This is a genomic window from Streptomyces sp. NPDC055254, from assembly GCF_053606025.1.
On the sequence record NZ_JBSGQV010000001.1, the window covers coordinates 124,880 to 140,406 of the forward strand.

Here is a 15,527-nt window from a genome sequence, read left to right on the forward strand (position 1 = left end):
TGAAGTCCCTCGCTCTCCGGTACGGACATCATGACTCTTCGCTGGTGGAGGCGGCGCGGCCGTACCAAAGGGTGCCCTCGCCGTACTTCCTCGACCGGAGCGGCTCGAACCCCTCGGGCCACGGGAAGGCGCCGCTCCTGGTGCTGCGCTCCACGGTGACGAGCGCGTCGTCCGTGAGCCAGCCATTGGACCGTAGTGTGAGGAGGATCTCCCGGAGGTCGTCATGGGTGACGGCGTAGGGCGGGTCCAGGAAGACGAGGTCGTACGGGTCCCCGGCGGCCTTCGCCGCGACGATCTGCTCGGCCTTGCCGGGCCGGAACTCCGCGCCGGGCAGGCCGACCGCCGTGATGTTGTCCCGGATGGACGTGGCGGCCTTGGGGTCGGTCTCGACCAGCAGGGCCCGCTCCGCGCCCCGGGAGAGTGCCTCCAGGCCCACGGCGCCCGAGCCGGCGTACAGGTCGAGGACGCGGGAGCCCTCGATGCCGTGCAGCGACTCCCAGGTGGAGAAGAGGCCTTCGCGCATCCGGTCCGAGGTCGGCCGGGTTCCGGTGCCCGGGGGCACGGCCAGCCGTCGCCCGCCGGCGCTGCCGGCGATCACGCGGGTCATCTGGGGTCCTTCGGTACGACGTCGGGGAGGTCCGCGGCGGCGCCGCGGACCTCCAACGATAGGTCGTACCGCTCAGCCCTTCTCCAGGTACTGCTCCCGGTCGGTGTCCAGCAGGGCGTCCAGCGCGGTCCGCAGTCCGGGCAGCCGCTCCAGGGCCGGGTCCTCGGCGACGACGCGGGTGGCCTCCTCCCGGGCCTGGGCGATGACTTCCTCGTCCTCGATGACGGCGAGCATCCGCAGCGAGGAGCGCACTCCGGACTGGGCCTGGCCCAGTACGTCGCCCTCGCGGCGCTGCTCCAGGTCGATCCGGGAGAGCTCGAAGCCGTCGAGGGTGGCGGCCACGGCCGCCAGCCGGGCCCGGGCCGGGCTGGCCTCGTGCATCTCGCTGACCAGCAGGCACAGGCCGGGCGCGGAGCCGCGGCCGACGCGGCCGCGCAACTGGTGCAGTTGGGAGACGCCGAACCGGTCCGCGTCCATGATCACCATCACCGTCGAGTTGGGGACGTTCACCCCGACCTCGATGACGGTGGTGGCGACGAGCACCTGGACCTCGCCCGCGGCGAAGCGGCGCATGACGTCGTCCTTGTCGGCCGGGTCCATCCGCCCGTGCAGCACCTCGACGGACAGCCCGGCGAGGGGTCCGCGGCCGAGCTGCTCGGCGATCTCCAGGACGGCGAGCGGGGGCCGCCGGTCCCCGTCCTCCGCCGCGGCCTTCTTCTTCTTGGCCCCGGCGCCCTCGTCGTCGCCGTCGCCGATCCGGGGGCAGACCACATAGGCCTGGTGCCCCTTCTCCACCTCCTCCCGGACCCGCTCCCAGGCGCGGGTGAGGAAGTGCGGCTTGTCCTGCGCGGGCACCACGTGGGTGGCGATGGGCGAGCGCCCGGCGGGCAGCTGGTCCAGGACGGAGGTCTCCAGGTCGCCGAAGACCGTCATCGCGACCGTGCGCGGGATCGGGGTCGCGGTCATCACCAGCAGGTGCGGGGGCTGCTTGCCCTTGGACCGGAGGGCGTCGCGCTGCTCCACGCCGAAGCGGTGCTGCTCGTCGACGACGACCAGGCCCAGGTCGTGGAACTTGACCTTGTCCTCGATCAGGGCGTGCGTGCCGATCACGATCCCGGCCTCGCCGGTGACCAGGTCGAGCAGGGCCCGGCGGCGGGCCGGCACGCCCATCGAACCGGTGAGGAGCACCACCTTGGTGCCCCGCTCGCAGCCGCCCAGCACGCCGCCCTCGGCCAGCTCTCCCATCATCTCGGTGATGGAGCGGTGGTGCTGCTGCGCGAGGACCTCGGTGGGCGCGAGCATCGCCGCCTGCCCGCCGGAGTCGACGACGGCGAGCATCGCCCGCAGGGCCACCATCGTCTTGCCGGAGCCGACCTCGCCCTGGAGGAGGCGGTGCATGGGGTGGCTGGTGGCCAGGTCGTCGAAGATCTCCTTCGAGACGGTCCGCTGGCCGTCGGTGAGGGTGAAGGGGAGCTCGGCGTCGAAGGAGTCGAGCAGCCCGCCGGGGGCGGGGCGCCGGGGCACGGCCGGGAGCTGGGCGTCCGCGTGGCGGCGGCGGGCCAGCGCGACCTGCAGGACGAAGGCCTCGTCCCACTTCAGGCGCCGGCGGGCGTCCTCGATGTCGGCCTTGGTGCCCGGCCGGTGGACCTTCAGCAGGGCCTCGGTCAGGGGGACCAGGCCCCGTCCCTCGCGCAGCACGGGCGGGAGCGGGTCCACGGTCTCGTGGACGGCGGGCAGCACCGCGTCGACGCACTTGGCGATCTTCCAGGACTCCAGCTTGGCGCAGGCCGGGTAGATCGGGATGAGCTGGTTCGCGAAGGCGCTGGCCGCGTCCCGGTCCGAGGCGTCGGCGCCGAGCGGCTCGTAGGCCGGGTGGGAGAGCTGGAGCTTGCGGTTGAACATGCCGACCTTGCCCGCGAACATCGCGCGGGTGCCGGGCAGCAGGTCCTTGTGCGGTTTGTGGACGCCCGCGCCGAAGAAGACGAGCTGGAGCCTGCCGCTGCCGTCGGTGATGGTGACTTCCAGGCGTTTGCCGCGGCCGCCGTTGAAGGTCAGGATCCGGGCGTCGGCGACCTGCGCGACCACCGTCACGTGCTCGTCGAGCTGGTCGGCGAGCTCGGCGAGCGGCGTCAGCTCGCCGCGCTCCGCGTACCGGCGGGGGTAGTGGTGCAGCAGGTCCAGGGCCGTGTGCAGGCCGAGCTGCTCGGCCAGCACCTTCGCGGTGGCGGGGCCGAGGGTCTTCTTGAGGTCTTCGTCGAGCGCGGGCACGTGTTCCATTGCACACCATGGCGCCGACAAGCCCGCTCCGCGACCCCGCTCGCGGCCCGCCCGGCGCTGCTACTCGACCCCGATGAGGAGGGGCGCCGAGTAGCGCCCGCCCCGGTAGGTGACCGTGTCCACGGCCAGGTGCCCGTGCTGGACGTACGCCTCCAGGCGCTCGGCCAGGGCGTCCGGCACATCGGGACCCAGGACCAGGGTGACCAGTTCGCCGCCGGAGCCGAGCATCCGGTCCAGGACGGCCTCGGCGGTCTCGGGCAGGCCCGGGCCGATCACGGCGACGTCCCCGTCGATGAGCCCGAGCACGTCGCCGGCCTGGCAGATGCCGGCGGAGGTGAAGGACTGCCGTTCGGCGACGGCGAGTTCGCCGTACCGGGTGGCGCCGGCGGCCGCGGTCATGGCGACCACGTCCTCGTCGAAGCTGCCGTCCGGGTCGTGCACGGCGAGGGCGGCCAGGCCCTGGACGGCGGACCGGGTGGGGACGACGGCCACCCGTACCCCCTCGGCGCGGGCCTGTTCGGCCGCGGCGGCCGCCGCGGCGCGCAGTTCGGAGCCGCCCTGCAGGAGCACGACCTCGCGGGCGTGTGCGCGCCGGACGGCTTCGAGCAGTTCGGCGGCGGCCGGGGGCTCGCCGGGGCGCGCGAGGACGGTGGTCGCGCCGGCCTCGGCGCAGAGTTCGGCCAGTCCCTCGCCGGGGACCACGGCGACCACGGCCCGCTGGGCGCGCTCCCCCCGGGCCCGGCGCCGTTCGTCGCCGAAGTGGGTGATCCGTATCCGGTAGGGCCGCCCGGCGACGACGCCGGCCTCCACGGCCGCGCCGGGGTCGTCGACGTGGACGTGGACGTTCCACAGGCCCTCGCCACCGACGACGACCAGGGAGTCGCCGAGCCCGTCGAGCCGGGCGCGCAGTTCGCCAACCGCCGTCTCGGTGGCCTCCAGCAGGTACACCACCTCGTACGCCGGTCCGGCCTGCTCCCGCGCGCAGGGCTCCGGCGGCACGGGTACGGGTACCGCCCTGCCGCGGACCGGTTCGTCGGCCGGCGCCTGGCCGGACAGCGCCTGCCACAGGGCGCCGAGTACGGCGACCACCCCGCAGCCGCCGGCGTCGACGACTCCGGCCCGGCCCAGCTCGGCCAGCTGCCCGGGGGTCTCGGCCAGCGCGGTGCGGGCGCCGTCGTAGGCGGCCCGGGCCACGTCCGCGGCGGTGCCCGCGGCGGCCTCCGCGGCCGCGCCGGCCCGGGCCGCGGCGGTGGCGACGGTGAGCATGGTGCCCTCCACCGGGTGCGCGACGGCCTCGTACGCGGATTCGGCGGCCCGGGTCAGCGCCTGGGACAGCAGCCGGCCCGGACCGCGCGCCCCGGGCTCGTCGGCGAGGACGTCGGCGACCCCGCGCAGCAGCTGCGCCAGGATCGTCCCGGAGTTGCCCCGGGCCCCTACCAGCGCTCCGTGCGCGTAGGCCCGTACGGCCGTGGCCAGGGAGGTGGCGGCTGTGGCGTCCGTCATACCCGTCCCGCCGGGGCCGGTGTCCTCGAAGGCCTCGTCCAGGGCGCGGTCCGCCGACTCGGCGGTCAGGTAGAGGTTGGTCCCGGTGTCCGCGTCGGCGACGGGGTAGACGTTGATCGCGTCGATGTCCTCGCGGGCCCGGCCCAGTGCGGCCACGGCCAGCGAGCTCCAGGTGCGCACCGCGTCGGCGTCGAGCTCATCAGGGGGCTGCGGCTGCGGCTCGTGCGGCACCGGGCGTTCCTCCTTGTGCGGGCCAGGGTTCACCGCAGGGTAACGAAGGGCTGCGGGGGCGCCGGGACCGCGGGGCGGGGGCGGTGGCGGCCGTGGTAGTTTTCTTGGGCCGGTGCAGGCGTTGTATGCTGCTCCGGTTGCCCGATGAGAGTCGGGCCATTCCCCCTGGCGAACCACTTCAGATCCTTGATCCGGTGCGCCGGGTTTCACTGTAAGTGCATCTGAAGTCTTTGGAGTGACCTGTGGCTGCCAACTGCGACGTTTGCGCCAAGGGGCCGAGCTTCGGCAACAACATCTCCCACTCGCACCGCCGCACTTCGCGTCGCTGGAACCCGAACATCCAGCGCGTCCGTGCCGTGGTCAATGGGACGCCGAAGCGCCTCAACGCCTGCACCTCGTGCATCAAGGCCGGCAAGGTCTCGCGCTGACGCCTCCCGTCGTAGCGCAGCCCTTTCCGGTTGCCAAGAAGGCCGGTTCACCTCTGGTGAACCGGCCTTTTGTCTTGCCCGGTTCCGGAACGCGTTCCGGGGTCGGTTCCGGGGCGGGGGACGGCGCTCAGCGCCACCGCCAGGCGTGATCCACCGGGCCGATGCCCGCGCCGAGCGAGAAGCCGGCGGCGACGGCCCCGGTGACGTACTCCTTGGCGGCCGCGACCGCCTCGGGGACCTCCAGGCCCTTGGCCAGACCCGCCGCGACGGCACTGGCCAGGGTGCAGCCCGTGCCGTGCGTGTGGCGGTTGTCGTGGCGCGGGGCCCTCAGCCAGTGCTCCTCGGACCCGTCGGTCAGCAGGTCCACGGCTTGCCCGCCGTGCGCGGACAGATGCCCGCCCTTGATCAGCGCCCACCGGGGCCCGTACCCGAGGACGGCGGCGGCGGCCCGCCGCATGTCGTCCTCGGTCTCCACCACCAGGCCCGTGAGCTGCTCCACCTCGTCCAGGTTCGGGGTGGCGACCGTGGCCCGCGGCAGCAGTTCCTGTCGTACGGCGTCCAGGGCGGACGCGGCGAGGAGCGCGTCGCCGTGCTTGGAGACGCCGACGGGGTCCACGACCACCGGGGCCCCGGTCCCGGCCAGCAGGGCCGCCACCGTCTCCACCAGCACGGCGGAGGACAGCATCCCGGTCTTCACCGCCCGCACGCCGATGTCGTCCACCACGGCCCGGTACTGGGCCGTGACGGCCTCGGCGGGCAGTTCCCAGGCTCCCCGCACCCCCAGCGAGTTCTGAGCGGTCACGGCGGTCACCACGCTCATGCCGTGGACGCCGAGGGCCAGCATGGTCTTGAGGTCGGCCTGGATGCCGGCCCCGCCGCCGGAATCGGATCCGGCGACGGTCAGGCACAGCGGCGGGGCGCCGCTCACCGGGGGCTCTCCTCCGCGGCCGGATCGGAGCCGAAGTGGTCCCAGCCGCCGGTGCTGGTCCAGGGCGCGCCGTCCACGGTGACCTGGGGCAGCGCGGAGCGGTTCAGCACCTCGCCGATGACCTTCCAGCGGGCCGGCAGCTTCACGTCTGGCGGGAAGGTCGCCACCATCGCGTGGTCCTCTCCCCCGGTGAGCACCCACTGCAGCGGGTCCACGCCGACGGCCTGCCCGATGTCGTGCATCTGGGTCGGGATGTCGACCGCGGACGAGCGCAGGTCGATCCGCACCTTGCTGGCCTCGGCGATGTGCCCGAGGTCGGCGATCAGGCCGTCGCTGACGTCCGTCATGGCCGTGGCGCCTAGGCCGGCGGCGGCGGGGCCCGCGTGGTACGGCGGTTCGGGGCGCCGGTGCGCCTCGACGAAGGCCCGCGGGGAGCGGAAGCCGCGCGAGAGCACGGCGAACCCGGCCGCGGACCAGCCCAGCCAGCCGGTGACGGCCACGACGTCGCCGGGCTGGGCACCGGAGCGCAGGACGGGCTCGTGGTTGCGCAGGTCGCCCAGGGCGGTGATGGCGACCGTGATGGTGTCCCCGCGCACGACGTCGCCGCCGACCACGGCCGCCCCCGCGACCTGGCACTCGTCGCGGATGCCGTCCATCAGCTCGGTGGGCCAGGTGACCGGCAGTTCGGCCGGGACGACGAGCCCGAGCAGCAGCGCGGTCGGCACCGCGCCCATGGCGGCGATGTCGGCGAGGTTCTGCGCGGCGGCCTTGCGGCCGACGTCGTAGGCCGTGGACCAGTCGCGCCTGAAATGCCTGCCCTCCAGCAGGATGTCGGTGCTCGCCACGACCCGCCGGTCGGGGGCCGACACCACCGCGGCGTCGTCGCCCGGCCCGAGCCGGACCGCCGGGGTGGTGGTGAGCCGTGAGGTGAGCTCCCTGATCAGCCCGAACTCCCCCAGCTCGCCCACAGTGCCCTTCATCGCTGTGCCCCTTCTTGCCCAGTCCGCTTGCGGTCGCGAGCCGTCACAGCTCTGGGTACCGTCAACAGATACGTCAACTTCTGCTCTGCGTACGCCCCGCCGTGCGCGGCGCCGGGCCCGCAGGTCTCCCCGCGGCGCTCGGCGACGCGGTACCGTGGCGTCCCTTCTTCCCCGGGCCCACCCGATCTCCCAGGGCCCATCCGAAGGTTAGGGGAAATGATCCTCGTGGCCGCCCTGGAGGTTCCGTGGTACAGGCGTACATCCTCATCCAGACCGAGGTGGGCAAGGCGTCGTTCGTCGCCGAGTCCATCGGGCAGATTCCGGGAGTGATTCAGGCCGAGGACGTGACCGGGCCGTACGACGTGATCGTGCGCGCCCAGGCCGACACCGTCGACGAGCTCGGCCGCATGGTCGTGGCCAAGGTCCAGCAGGTGGAGGGGATCACCCGCACCTTGACCTGCCCGGTGGTCCATCTGTAGCCCCCGTCTAGTCTTGGCCGGTGATGTCCCTCCACCGCCGGCCCCTCCGTCTCCTGGCCCTGCCCGCCGTACCGGTCCTGCTGGCCCTCCCGGCCTGCGCCCCGGACGGCTCCCGGGTCCGTGTGGACCCGCCGCCCACGCCGCCCGCCGCCGTCGCGGAGCTCTGTGCAGCACTGCACCACAAGCTCCCGGAGACGGTGGCCGGCCTGGCGCGGACCACCACCGAACCGGAGTCCGCTCTGACCGCCGCGTGGGGCGGCTCGGCGATCGTACTGCGGTGCGGTATCCCCAAGCCCCCCGAGATGGCTGATCCGGAGCAGGAGGGGGTCCACGTGAACGACGTGGCCTGGCTGCTGGAGAAGCTGCCCGAAAGCGCCGGCGGGGGGTTCCGGTTCACCACCGGGCTGCGGAAGGCGTACACGGAGGTCCGGGTCGACAAGGAGCATGCCACGGACGCGGGGATGCTGGTCGGGCTGTCCGCCGCGATCGCCGAAACCGTGCCCGAGGGCATCTCCCCGTACTGACGGGTGCCGGCCGCGCGGACGGGCCGCGCACCGCAGCGGCTCCCGCGCGGCAGGCCCCCCGCACACCGACCGCCCGCCGGGAATCCCGGCGGGCGGTCGGCCGTGCTCGCGGGGGCCGCGCGCGGTCGCTACCGCAACCCGGTGGAGCGGCGCAGGGCCGCCTGGATCAGGAGGTCCACCAGTTCCCGGTACTCGATGCCCGACTCCTGCCACATGCGCGGGTACATGGAGATCGGCGTGAAGCCCGGCATCGTGTTGATCTCGTTGATGACGAAGGTGCCGTCCTCGGTGAGGAAGAAGTCGGCGCGCACCAGGCCCTCGCAGGACGCGGCCTCGAAGGCCTCGATCGCGAGCCGCTGCACCTCGGCGGTCTGCTCCGGGGTGAGCGGGGCGGGCACGATCCCGGAAGCCGAGTCGATGTACTTGGCCTCGAAGTCGTAGAAGTCGTGGCTGGAGACCGGCGGGATCTCGGCGGGCGCGCTCGCGCGCGGGCCGTCCTCGAACTCCAGCACCCCGCACTCGATCTCGCGGCCGCGCAGCAGCGCCTCCACGATGATCTTCGGGTCGTGCCGGCGGGCCTCGCGGATCGCGGCGTCCAGGCCGGAGGCGTCGTCGACCTTGGTGATGCCGATCGAGGAGCCGGCCCGGGCGGGCTTGATGAACAGCGGCCAGCCGTGCTCGGCGGCGAAGTCCAGGATCTTCGCCTCGGCGGCGGACGGGTCCGCCTCCCACTCCCGGGGGCGGATGGTCACGTACGGGCCGACGCGCAGCCCGAAGGAGGTGAACACCCGCTTCATGTAGTCCTTGTCCTGCCCGACGGCCGAGGCGAGGACGCCCGAGCCGACGTACGGGATGCCGGAGAGCTCCAGCAGGCCCTGCAGGGTGCCGTCCTCGCCGTAGGGGCCGTGCAGCACGGGGAAGACGACGTCGATCTCGCCCAGCGCCTTGGGCACGGCGCCCGGCTCGGTGTAGACGACCTCGCGGTGGGCGGGGTCGACGGAGAGCACGACGGCGCCGTCCTCGGACTCCGCGAGCTCCTCGACGTTCGGGAGCCTGCGGTCCGCGATGGCCATCCGCGCGGGCTCGTCGGCGGTCAGCGCCCACCGGCCGTCCGTGGTGATGCCGATGGGCAGCACCTCGTACTTGGACCGGTCGATGGAGCGCAGCACGGCGCCCGCGGTGACGACCGAGATGGCGTGTTCCGAGCTGCGGCCGCCGAACACGACGGCTACGCGGGGCTTGCGGCCCTGCTGCTCAGGGGTCTGGGGGAGGTTCTCGCTGCTCATATCGCCACGAGAGTACCCGCTCATGCGTCCGGAACGGAGTCAGTGCCGTTCCGGTTTGGCGCTGCGTCCCATCAGTTCCTTGAGCGCCACCAGGGTCGGCTTGCCGTGGTGGACGATGTCGACGACCGTGTCGGTGATCGGCATGTCGACCCCGTAGCGGCGCGCCAGATCGGCCACCGACTGGCAGGACTTGACGCCCTCGGCGGTCTGCTTGGTGACCGCGATGGTCTCCTCCAGGGTCATCCCGCGGCCCAGGTTGGTGCCGAAGGTGTGGTTCCGGGAGAGCGGCGAGGAGCAGGTGGCGACCAGGTCGCCGAGGCCCGCGAGGCCGGAGAAGGTGAGCGCGTCGGCGCCCATCGCCAGGCCCAGACGGGTCGTTTCGGCGAGGCCGCGGGTGATGAGCGAGCCCTTGGTGTTGTCGCCGAGTCCCATGCCGTCCGCGATGCCGACGGCCAGGCCGATGACGTTCTTGACGGCTCCGCCCAGCTCGCAGCCGACCACGTCGGTGTTGGTGTAGGGGCGGAAGTACGGGGTGTGGCAGGCGGCCTGGAGGCGCCGGGCCACGTCCTCGTCCACACAGGCGACCACGGAGGCGGCCGGCTGGCGGGCGGCGATCTCGCGGGCCAGGTTGGGACCGGTGACGACGGCGACGCGCTCCCCGGGGACCTTGGCCACCTCCTCGATGACCTCGCTCATCCGCTTGGCCGTGCCGAGTTCGATGCCCTTCATCAGGGACACGAGGACGGTGTCGGGGGCCAGCAGCGGGGCCCACTCGGCGAGGTTGCCGCGCAGCGTCTGGGAGGGGACGGCGAGGACGGTGAAATCGGCGCCGCGCGCGGCCAGGGCCGGGTCGGTGGTGGCGCGGAGGTTCTCCGGGAGCACGACACCGGGGAGGTAGTCGGGATTGGTCCGGCCGTCGTTGACGGCGTCGGCCAGTTCCTGGCGGCGGCCCCACAGGGTCACGTCGCAGCCGGCGTCGGCGAGCACGATGCCGAAGGCCGTGCCCCAGGAGCCGGTTCCGTAGACGGCTGCCTTCACGGGACGTGTCACTTCTTGCCCTCCCCCGCGGCTTTGCGCCGCTGTTCCGCCCTGGCCTTGCGATGGTCGTACGGCTGCGCGGGCGCGGTTTCGCCCCGCACCTCCTCCAGGAGCCCGGTGATGGCCGCCATGATGGCCTCCGTCGCCTCCTTGAGCACGTCCGGGGTGGGTTCCCGATCGTAGAAGGCGGAGAGGTCCACGGGCGGTCCGGCGAGCACGCGGAGGGTCTTGCGCGGGAAGAGCCGTACCTTCTTCTCCCGCGCGTACGGCGGCACGGCGAGGTTCGCGCCCCACTGGGCCACCGGAATGACGGGCGCCCGGGTGATCAGGGCGACACGGGCGGCGCCGGTCTTGCCGGCCATGGGCCACATGTCCGGATCACGGGTCAGGGTGCCCTCGGGGTAAAAGGCCACGCATTCGCCGCGCTCGATCGCTTGCACCGCGGCCCGGAATGCGTCCAGGGCGTTGGTGCTCTCGCGGTAGACGGGGATCTGCCCCGATCCGTGCAGGATCGTCCCGACGAAAGGCACTTTGAAGAGGGCGGCCTTGGCGAGCAATCGCGGCACCCGGCCGGTGTTGTACTGGAAGTGCGCGTAGGAGAGCGGGTCCAGATACGAGTTGTGATTCACGGCGGTGATAAATCCGCCCTCGGCCGGAATGTGCTCCATTCCCCGCCAGTCCCGCTTGAAGAGCACTACCAGCGGCGGTTTTGCGATGACCGCCGCCAGGCGGTACCAGAAGCCGATTCTGCGGCGGGACACTCGGACACCTTCCTCTAGGACCGGGGCGCGGCCTGCACGCCTCGTCCGCCGGACAAGTGTCGCCTCAGGGCCCGGTCTCTGTCGAGGACACGGTACGCCCCGCTCGCGGCACCGGACTCCCGGGCCGCCCGGCGGAGGCGACAATGGGCCGACACAGGACCCGGCCCTGACCCGGCCATGGCCTACGACCGTGCCGGAGCGCACCGGAGGGAAGGGGTCGGCCACGAACGCCGTCTGGAGTCTGGTGGTCCCGCTGAAGCCCTTGGCGTCGGCCAAGAGCCGTCTCGCGGCGGCCGTGGGCGCGTCCCGTCCGGGGCTCGCGCTGGCCTTCGCCCAGGACACCGTGACGGGGGCGCTGGCCTGCCCGGCGGTAGCGGATGTGGTGGTCGTCACGGACGACGCCCTGGCGGGAGCGGAACTGGCCCGGCTGGGCGCGCGGATCGTCGCGGACGCCCCGGGCGCGGGGCTCAACGCCGCCCTGGCCCACGGGGCGCGGGAGATCCGTACGGACCGGCCCGGGGCGGCGGTGGCCGCACTGAACGCCGACCTGCCCGCGCTGCGGCCGCTCGAATTGCTACGCGTGCTCGAAAACGCCTCGGTATTCCCCAGGGCATTTCTGGCGGATGCGGCCGGAATCGGAACGACCCTGCTTTCCGCGGCGCCGGGAGCGGAATTGGCGCCTTCGTTCGGCGGCTCGTCCCGGGCCCGGCATTCGGCATCGGGGGCGGTGGAAATCGGCCTGACGGGTGTCGACAGCGTGCGCCGGGACGTGGACACCGGTGCCGACCTCCGGACGGCGCTCGCCCTCGGTGTGGGCCGTCACACCGCCCGATACAGTGCCGGTATGCAGGCGACCGCGTACACGTACGACTCCCGGACCCGCAGCGGCAGTGTGCTGCTGGACGACGGCACTCCGGTCCCCTTCGGGGCGCCGGCCTTCGACGCGGGGGGTCTGCGGCTGCTGCGTCCCGGGCAGCGGGTCCGGATCGAGACGGACGGGGAGGGCCCGGGCCTGCGGATCACCCTGGTGACGCTCCAGACCTTCTGACCCGCGAGGGCAGCACCGCGGGCCGGTCCCCCCGCCGACAGGGGAAACCGGCCCGGCGCGTGTGACCCGTACCCCTACTTCTTGCGGGCGGTGGTCTTCTTCGCGGTGGCCTTGCGCGTCGTCGTCTTCTTGGCGGGCGCCTTCGTCGCGGCGGTGGTCTTCTTGGCCGCCGGCGCGGTCTTCTTGGCGGTGGCGGTGGTCTTCTTGGCCGCCGGGGCGGCCTTCTTGGTGGTGGCCGTGGCCTTCTTCGCCGTACCGGTCGCCTTCTTCGCGGTGGCCGTGCTCTTCACCGCGGTCTTCTTGGCGGTCGCGGTGGTCCTCTTGGCCGCGGTCTTCTGTGCGACCGTGGTCTTCGCCGCGGACTTCTTGGCGGTGGTCGCCTTCTTCGCGGCGGCCTTCTTGACCGTCGCGGAAGCACCACCGGTGAGGCTGCCCTTGGGCGCCTTCTTCACCGACACCTCGCCGCCCTTGGGGAGCTTCTTGGTGCCGCTGACCAGGTCCTTGAAGCCCTGGCCGGCGCGGAAACGGGGCACGGAGGTCTTCTTGACCCGGACGCGCTCACCCGTCTGCGGGTTGCGGGCGTAGCGGGCCGGGCGGTCGACCTTCTCGAACGAGCCGAAGCCCGTGACCGAGACCCGGTCGCCCGCGACGGTAGCGCGGACGATCGCGTCCAGTACCGCGTCGACAGCGTCCGCGGCCTGCTGGCGGCCGCCCAGCTTGTCGGCAATCGCTTCTACGAGCTGCGCCTTGTTCAACGTCTTCCCCTTCGGAGACTTCGCCAGAACGAATGTGTTCAAGCTTATTTCGCACGTTAGGCGGATATATACCGCAAATCAAACACGAAACGGGCTAATCACCCTAGTGCCGCAACGCTGTAGGCCGTTACGGAGTTCCTTCGCATCAGTCGCCTTCAGGGAATCGACCCTCGTCGAGGTCCTTCATCAACCTGTCCAGGCGCCTTGCCGCATCGGCGAGATCGTGCTTCGCCGCGGCCGTGACGACCAACAGCTTCCGGGACAGCGCCATCCTTACGCCCTCCGGGACTTGCAGTGAGCGCACCCTTGCGTGAGCTTCTTTCAGCCGGTCCGCGACGAGCTCGTAGAGCTTGAGTTGACTGTCGCGTTCCATGCACAGATTGTGCCATCTGGGGCGAGTTGTCGCCTCACGGGGCCTCAACAAACGGCTGTGCCCCCCACCGGAGGGTGGGGGGCACCGTGTTGCCGGTGTGATCACCAGCGGCCGAATAAGGGCTGATCAGGCGGGAATCAGGCCTGAATCGTACGCGGCTTGTGGGCCGGCCGGCCGCTTTCGTACGTAGCGATGTCCGCTTCGTTCTGAAGGGTGAGGGAGATGTCGTCCAGACCCTCCAGAAGCCGCCAGCGGGCATTGTCGTCGAGCTCGAACTCCGCCTCGACGCCCTCGGCTCGCACCTGGCGGTCGACCAGGTCGACGGTGATCTCGGCGGTGGGGTCCGCCTCGGTCAGCTGCCACAGCCGCTCGACGGTCTCCTGCGGGAGCACGACCGTCAGCAGGCCGTTCTTCAGCGAGTTCCCGCGGAAGATGTCGGCGAAGCGGGAGGAGATGACCGTCTTGAAGCCGAAGTTCTGCAGGGCCCAGACGGCGTGCTCGCGGGACGAGCCGGTACCGAAGTCGGGGCCGGCGACCAGCACGGTCGCGCCCGCGCGCTCCGGGCGGTTCGTGACGAACTCCGGGTCCTTGCGCCAGGCCTCGAAGAGCCCGTCCTCGAACCCGTCACGGGTGATCTTCTTCAGCCAGTGGGCCGGGATGATCTGGTCGGTGTCGACGTTGCTGCGGCGCAGCGGGACGGCCCGGCCGGTGTGGGTGGTGAAGGCTTCCATGGTTCAGACTCCGGCGGTCGCGTGGGCGTCGGACAGGTCGGCGGGCGAGGCCAGATGGCCCAGTACCGCGGTGGCCGCGGCCACCTGCGGGGAGACCAGGTGGGTACGTCCGCCCTTGCCCTGCCGGCCCTCGAAGTTGCGGTTGGAGGTGGACGCGGAGCGCTCACCGGGAGCCAGTTGGTCGGGGTTCATGCCCAGGCACATCGAGCAGCCCGCGTGCCGCCATTCGGCGCCGGCCTCCTTGAAGACCTGGTCCAGGCCCTCTTCCACGGCCTGCAGGGCGACCCGGACCGAGCCCGGGACGACCAGCATCCGTACGCCGTCGGCGACTTTGCGGCCCTCGATGATCCCGGCGACGGCGCGCAGGTCCTCGATGCGCCCGTTCGTGCAGGAACCTACGAAGACGGTGTCGACCTTGATGTCGCGCAGCGGCTGCCCGGCGGTCAACCCCATGTACTCCAGGGCCTTTTCGGCGGCGTTGCGCTCCGAAGGGTCCTCGTACGATGCGGGGTCGGGGACGTGGGCGGACAGCGGAGCGCCCTGGCCCGGGTTGGTGCCCCAGGTGACGAACGGGGACAGGGTGGTGCCGTCGATGACGACCTCGGCGTCGAAGACCGCGTCCTGGTCGGTGCGCAGCGTCTTCCAGTACTCGACCGCCGCGTCCCAGTCCGCGCCCTCGGGGGCGTGGTCGCGGCCCTTGAGGTAGTCGAAGGTGGTCTGGTCGGGGGCGATCATGCCCGCCCGGGCGCCGGCCTCGATCGACATGTTGCAGATGGTCATGCGGGCTTCCATCGAGAGCTTCTCGACGGCCTCGCCGCGGTACTCCAGGATGTAGCCCTGGCCGCCGCCGGTACCGATCTTGGCGATGATCGCCAGGATCAGGTCCTTCGCGGTGACACCCTCGGCCAGCGCGCCGGTGACGGTGATCGCCATCGTCTTGGGGCGGGCCAGCGGCAGCGTCTGGGTGGCCAGCACGTGCTCGACCTGGCTGGTGCCGATGCCGAAGGCCAGCGCGCCGAAGGCGCCGTGCGTGGAGGTGTGCGAGTCTCCGCAGACCACGGTGGTGCCGGGCTGCGTCAGACCCAGCTGCGGTCCCACGACGTGGACGACACCCTGCTCGACGTCGCCCAGCGAGTGCAGGCGGACACCGAACTCGGCGCAGTTCTTGCGCAGCGTCTCCAGCTGGGTCCGGGAGACCGGGTCCGCGATCGGCTTGTCGATGTCGAGGGTGGGGGTGTTGTGGTCCTCGGTCGCGATGGTGAGGTCGAGGCGTCGGACTTTGCGGCCGGCCTGGCGCAGGCCCTCGAAGGCCTGCGGGCTGGTCACCTCGTGCAGCAGGTGCAGATCGATGAAGAGGAGGTCGGGCTCGCCTTCGGCGCGCCGGACGACATGGTCGTCCCAGACCTTCTCCGCGAGTGTCCTACCCATCGCTTTCCCTCCGGCCGGCCGGTTGTGCCGGCGCTTCATAGAGATCTTTTGCGCCTGGTCGCCCGTACCCCACGCGCGGGACGACCGGCTCGGACCCAGTGGTTCGTGGACCCGCACATACAGACTCGCTGGTTCTTGGAAAAATTGAAC

Annotated in this window: 15 protein-coding genes and 1 pseudogene; 4 read left to right on the top strand and 12 right to left on the bottom strand. The window is 72.0% G+C overall.

Annotated features, from left to right (window positions below; genetic code table 11):
- Positions 1-28: 28 nt before the first annotated feature.
- The 3 genes from rsmD to ACWFQ8_RS00565 form a co-directional block, all read right to left on the bottom strand.
- Positions 29-607, bottom strand: a complete 579-nt coding sequence (gene rsmD / locus ACWFQ8_RS00555) for a 16S rRNA (guanine(966)-N(2))-methyltransferase RsmD (RefSeq protein ID WP_453783995.1) — start codon at positions 605-607, stop codon at positions 29-31.
- Positions 608-679: 72 nt separating this feature from the next.
- Positions 680-2,884 (bottom strand): ATP-dependent DNA helicase RecG, encoded by a 2,205-nt coding sequence (recG, locus tag ACWFQ8_RS00560; RefSeq protein ID WP_453783996.1) that lies wholly within the window; start codon positions 2,882-2,884, stop codon positions 680-682.
- Between the two features lie 60 nt (positions 2,885-2,944).
- Positions 2,945-4,618 (bottom strand): DAK2 domain-containing protein, encoded by a 1,674-nt coding sequence (locus tag ACWFQ8_RS00565; protein WP_453783997.1) that lies wholly within the window; start codon positions 4,616-4,618, stop codon positions 2,945-2,947.
- A 242-nt stretch (positions 4,619-4,860) separates the two neighbouring features.
- On the opposite strand from ACWFQ8_RS00565, the gene rpmB reads away from it, so the two are divergent.
- Entirely contained in the window at positions 4,861-5,046 is a 186-nt protein-coding gene (gene rpmB / locus ACWFQ8_RS00570) for a 50S ribosomal protein L28 (RefSeq protein WP_007266795.1), read from the top strand.
- Positions 5,047-5,173: 127 nt separating this feature from the next.
- Here rpmB and thiD read toward each other — a convergent pair whose 3' ends face one another.
- Together thiD and ACWFQ8_RS00580 are read right to left on the bottom strand one after the other, a co-directional pair.
- Positions 5,174-5,974, bottom strand: a complete 801-nt coding sequence (gene thiD / locus ACWFQ8_RS00575) for a bifunctional hydroxymethylpyrimidine kinase/phosphomethylpyrimidine kinase (RefSeq protein ID WP_453783998.1) — start codon at positions 5,972-5,974, stop codon at positions 5,174-5,176.
- Entirely contained in the window at positions 5,971-6,954 is a 984-nt protein-coding gene (locus ACWFQ8_RS00580) for a thiamine-phosphate kinase (protein ID WP_453783999.1), read from the bottom strand. The genes thiD and ACWFQ8_RS00580 overlap by 4 nt, the downstream gene beginning before the upstream one ends.
- A gap of 245 nt (positions 6,955-7,199) precedes the next feature.
- Between ACWFQ8_RS00580 and ACWFQ8_RS00585 the strand changes: the two genes are divergently transcribed.
- Both ACWFQ8_RS00585 and ACWFQ8_RS00590 read left to right on the top strand, forming a co-directional pair.
- Complete coding sequence (locus ACWFQ8_RS00585; RefSeq protein ID WP_030028650.1) at positions 7,200-7,433, top strand: Lrp/AsnC family transcriptional regulator; 234 nt, start codon at positions 7,200-7,202, stop codon at positions 7,431-7,433.
- Positions 7,434-7,456: 23 nt separating this feature from the next.
- The gene (locus tag ACWFQ8_RS00590) at positions 7,457-7,957 is read left to right on the top strand and encodes a DUF3515 domain-containing protein (RefSeq protein WP_453784000.1); all 501 of its coding nucleotides are present in this window, start codon (positions 7,457-7,459) and stop codon (positions 7,955-7,957) included.
- 128 nt (positions 7,958-8,085) lie between these two features.
- Here ACWFQ8_RS00590 and ACWFQ8_RS00595 read toward each other — a convergent pair whose 3' ends face one another.
- From ACWFQ8_RS00595 to ACWFQ8_RS00605, 3 genes are read right to left on the bottom strand one after another with little or no spacing between them, the layout of a single operon-like run.
- Positions 8,086-9,243, bottom strand: coding sequence for a D-alanine--D-alanine ligase family protein (locus tag ACWFQ8_RS00595; RefSeq protein WP_453784001.1), 1,158 nt, complete (start codon positions 9,241-9,243; stop codon positions 8,086-8,088).
- 39 nt (positions 9,244-9,282) lie between these two features.
- The gene (locus ACWFQ8_RS00600) at positions 9,283-10,293 is read right to left on the bottom strand and encodes an NAD(P)H-dependent glycerol-3-phosphate dehydrogenase (RefSeq protein WP_453784002.1); all 1,011 of its coding nucleotides are present in this window, start codon (positions 10,291-10,293) and stop codon (positions 9,283-9,285) included.
- Positions 10,290-11,042, bottom strand: coding sequence for a lysophospholipid acyltransferase family protein (locus ACWFQ8_RS00605; protein WP_453784003.1), 753 nt, complete (start codon positions 11,040-11,042; stop codon positions 10,290-10,292). Before ACWFQ8_RS00605 ends, ACWFQ8_RS00600 begins: the two co-directional genes overlap by 4 nt.
- A gap of 190 nt (positions 11,043-11,232) precedes the next feature.
- Between ACWFQ8_RS00605 and cofC the strand changes: the two are divergent.
- Positions 11,233-11,889: pseudogene (gene cofC, locus ACWFQ8_RS00610) on the top strand (2-phospho-L-lactate guanylyltransferase); the annotation flags it as partial.
- 275 nt (positions 11,890-12,164) lie between these two features.
- Here cofC and ACWFQ8_RS00615 read toward each other — a convergent pair.
- The 4 genes from ACWFQ8_RS00615 to leuC form a co-directional block, all read right to left on the bottom strand.
- A complete protein-coding gene (locus tag ACWFQ8_RS00615; protein ID WP_453784004.1) occupies positions 12,165-12,845 on the bottom strand; it encodes an HU family DNA-binding protein in 681 nt (226 codons plus the stop codon).
- Positions 12,846-12,990: 145 nt separating this feature from the next.
- Entirely contained in the window at positions 12,991-13,218 is a 228-nt protein-coding gene (locus tag ACWFQ8_RS00620; protein WP_384537935.1) for an SCO5555 family protein, read from the bottom strand.
- 137 nt (positions 13,219-13,355) lie between these two features.
- Entirely contained in the window at positions 13,356-13,949 is a 594-nt protein-coding gene (gene leuD / locus ACWFQ8_RS00625) for a 3-isopropylmalate dehydratase small subunit (protein ID WP_453784005.1), read from the bottom strand.
- Between the two features lie 3 nt (positions 13,950-13,952).
- The gene (gene leuC, locus ACWFQ8_RS00630) at positions 13,953-15,377 is read right to left on the bottom strand and encodes a 3-isopropylmalate dehydratase large subunit (protein ID WP_453784006.1); all 1,425 of its coding nucleotides are present in this window, start codon (positions 15,375-15,377) and stop codon (positions 13,953-13,955) included.
- Positions 15,378-15,527 lie beyond the last annotated feature (150 nt).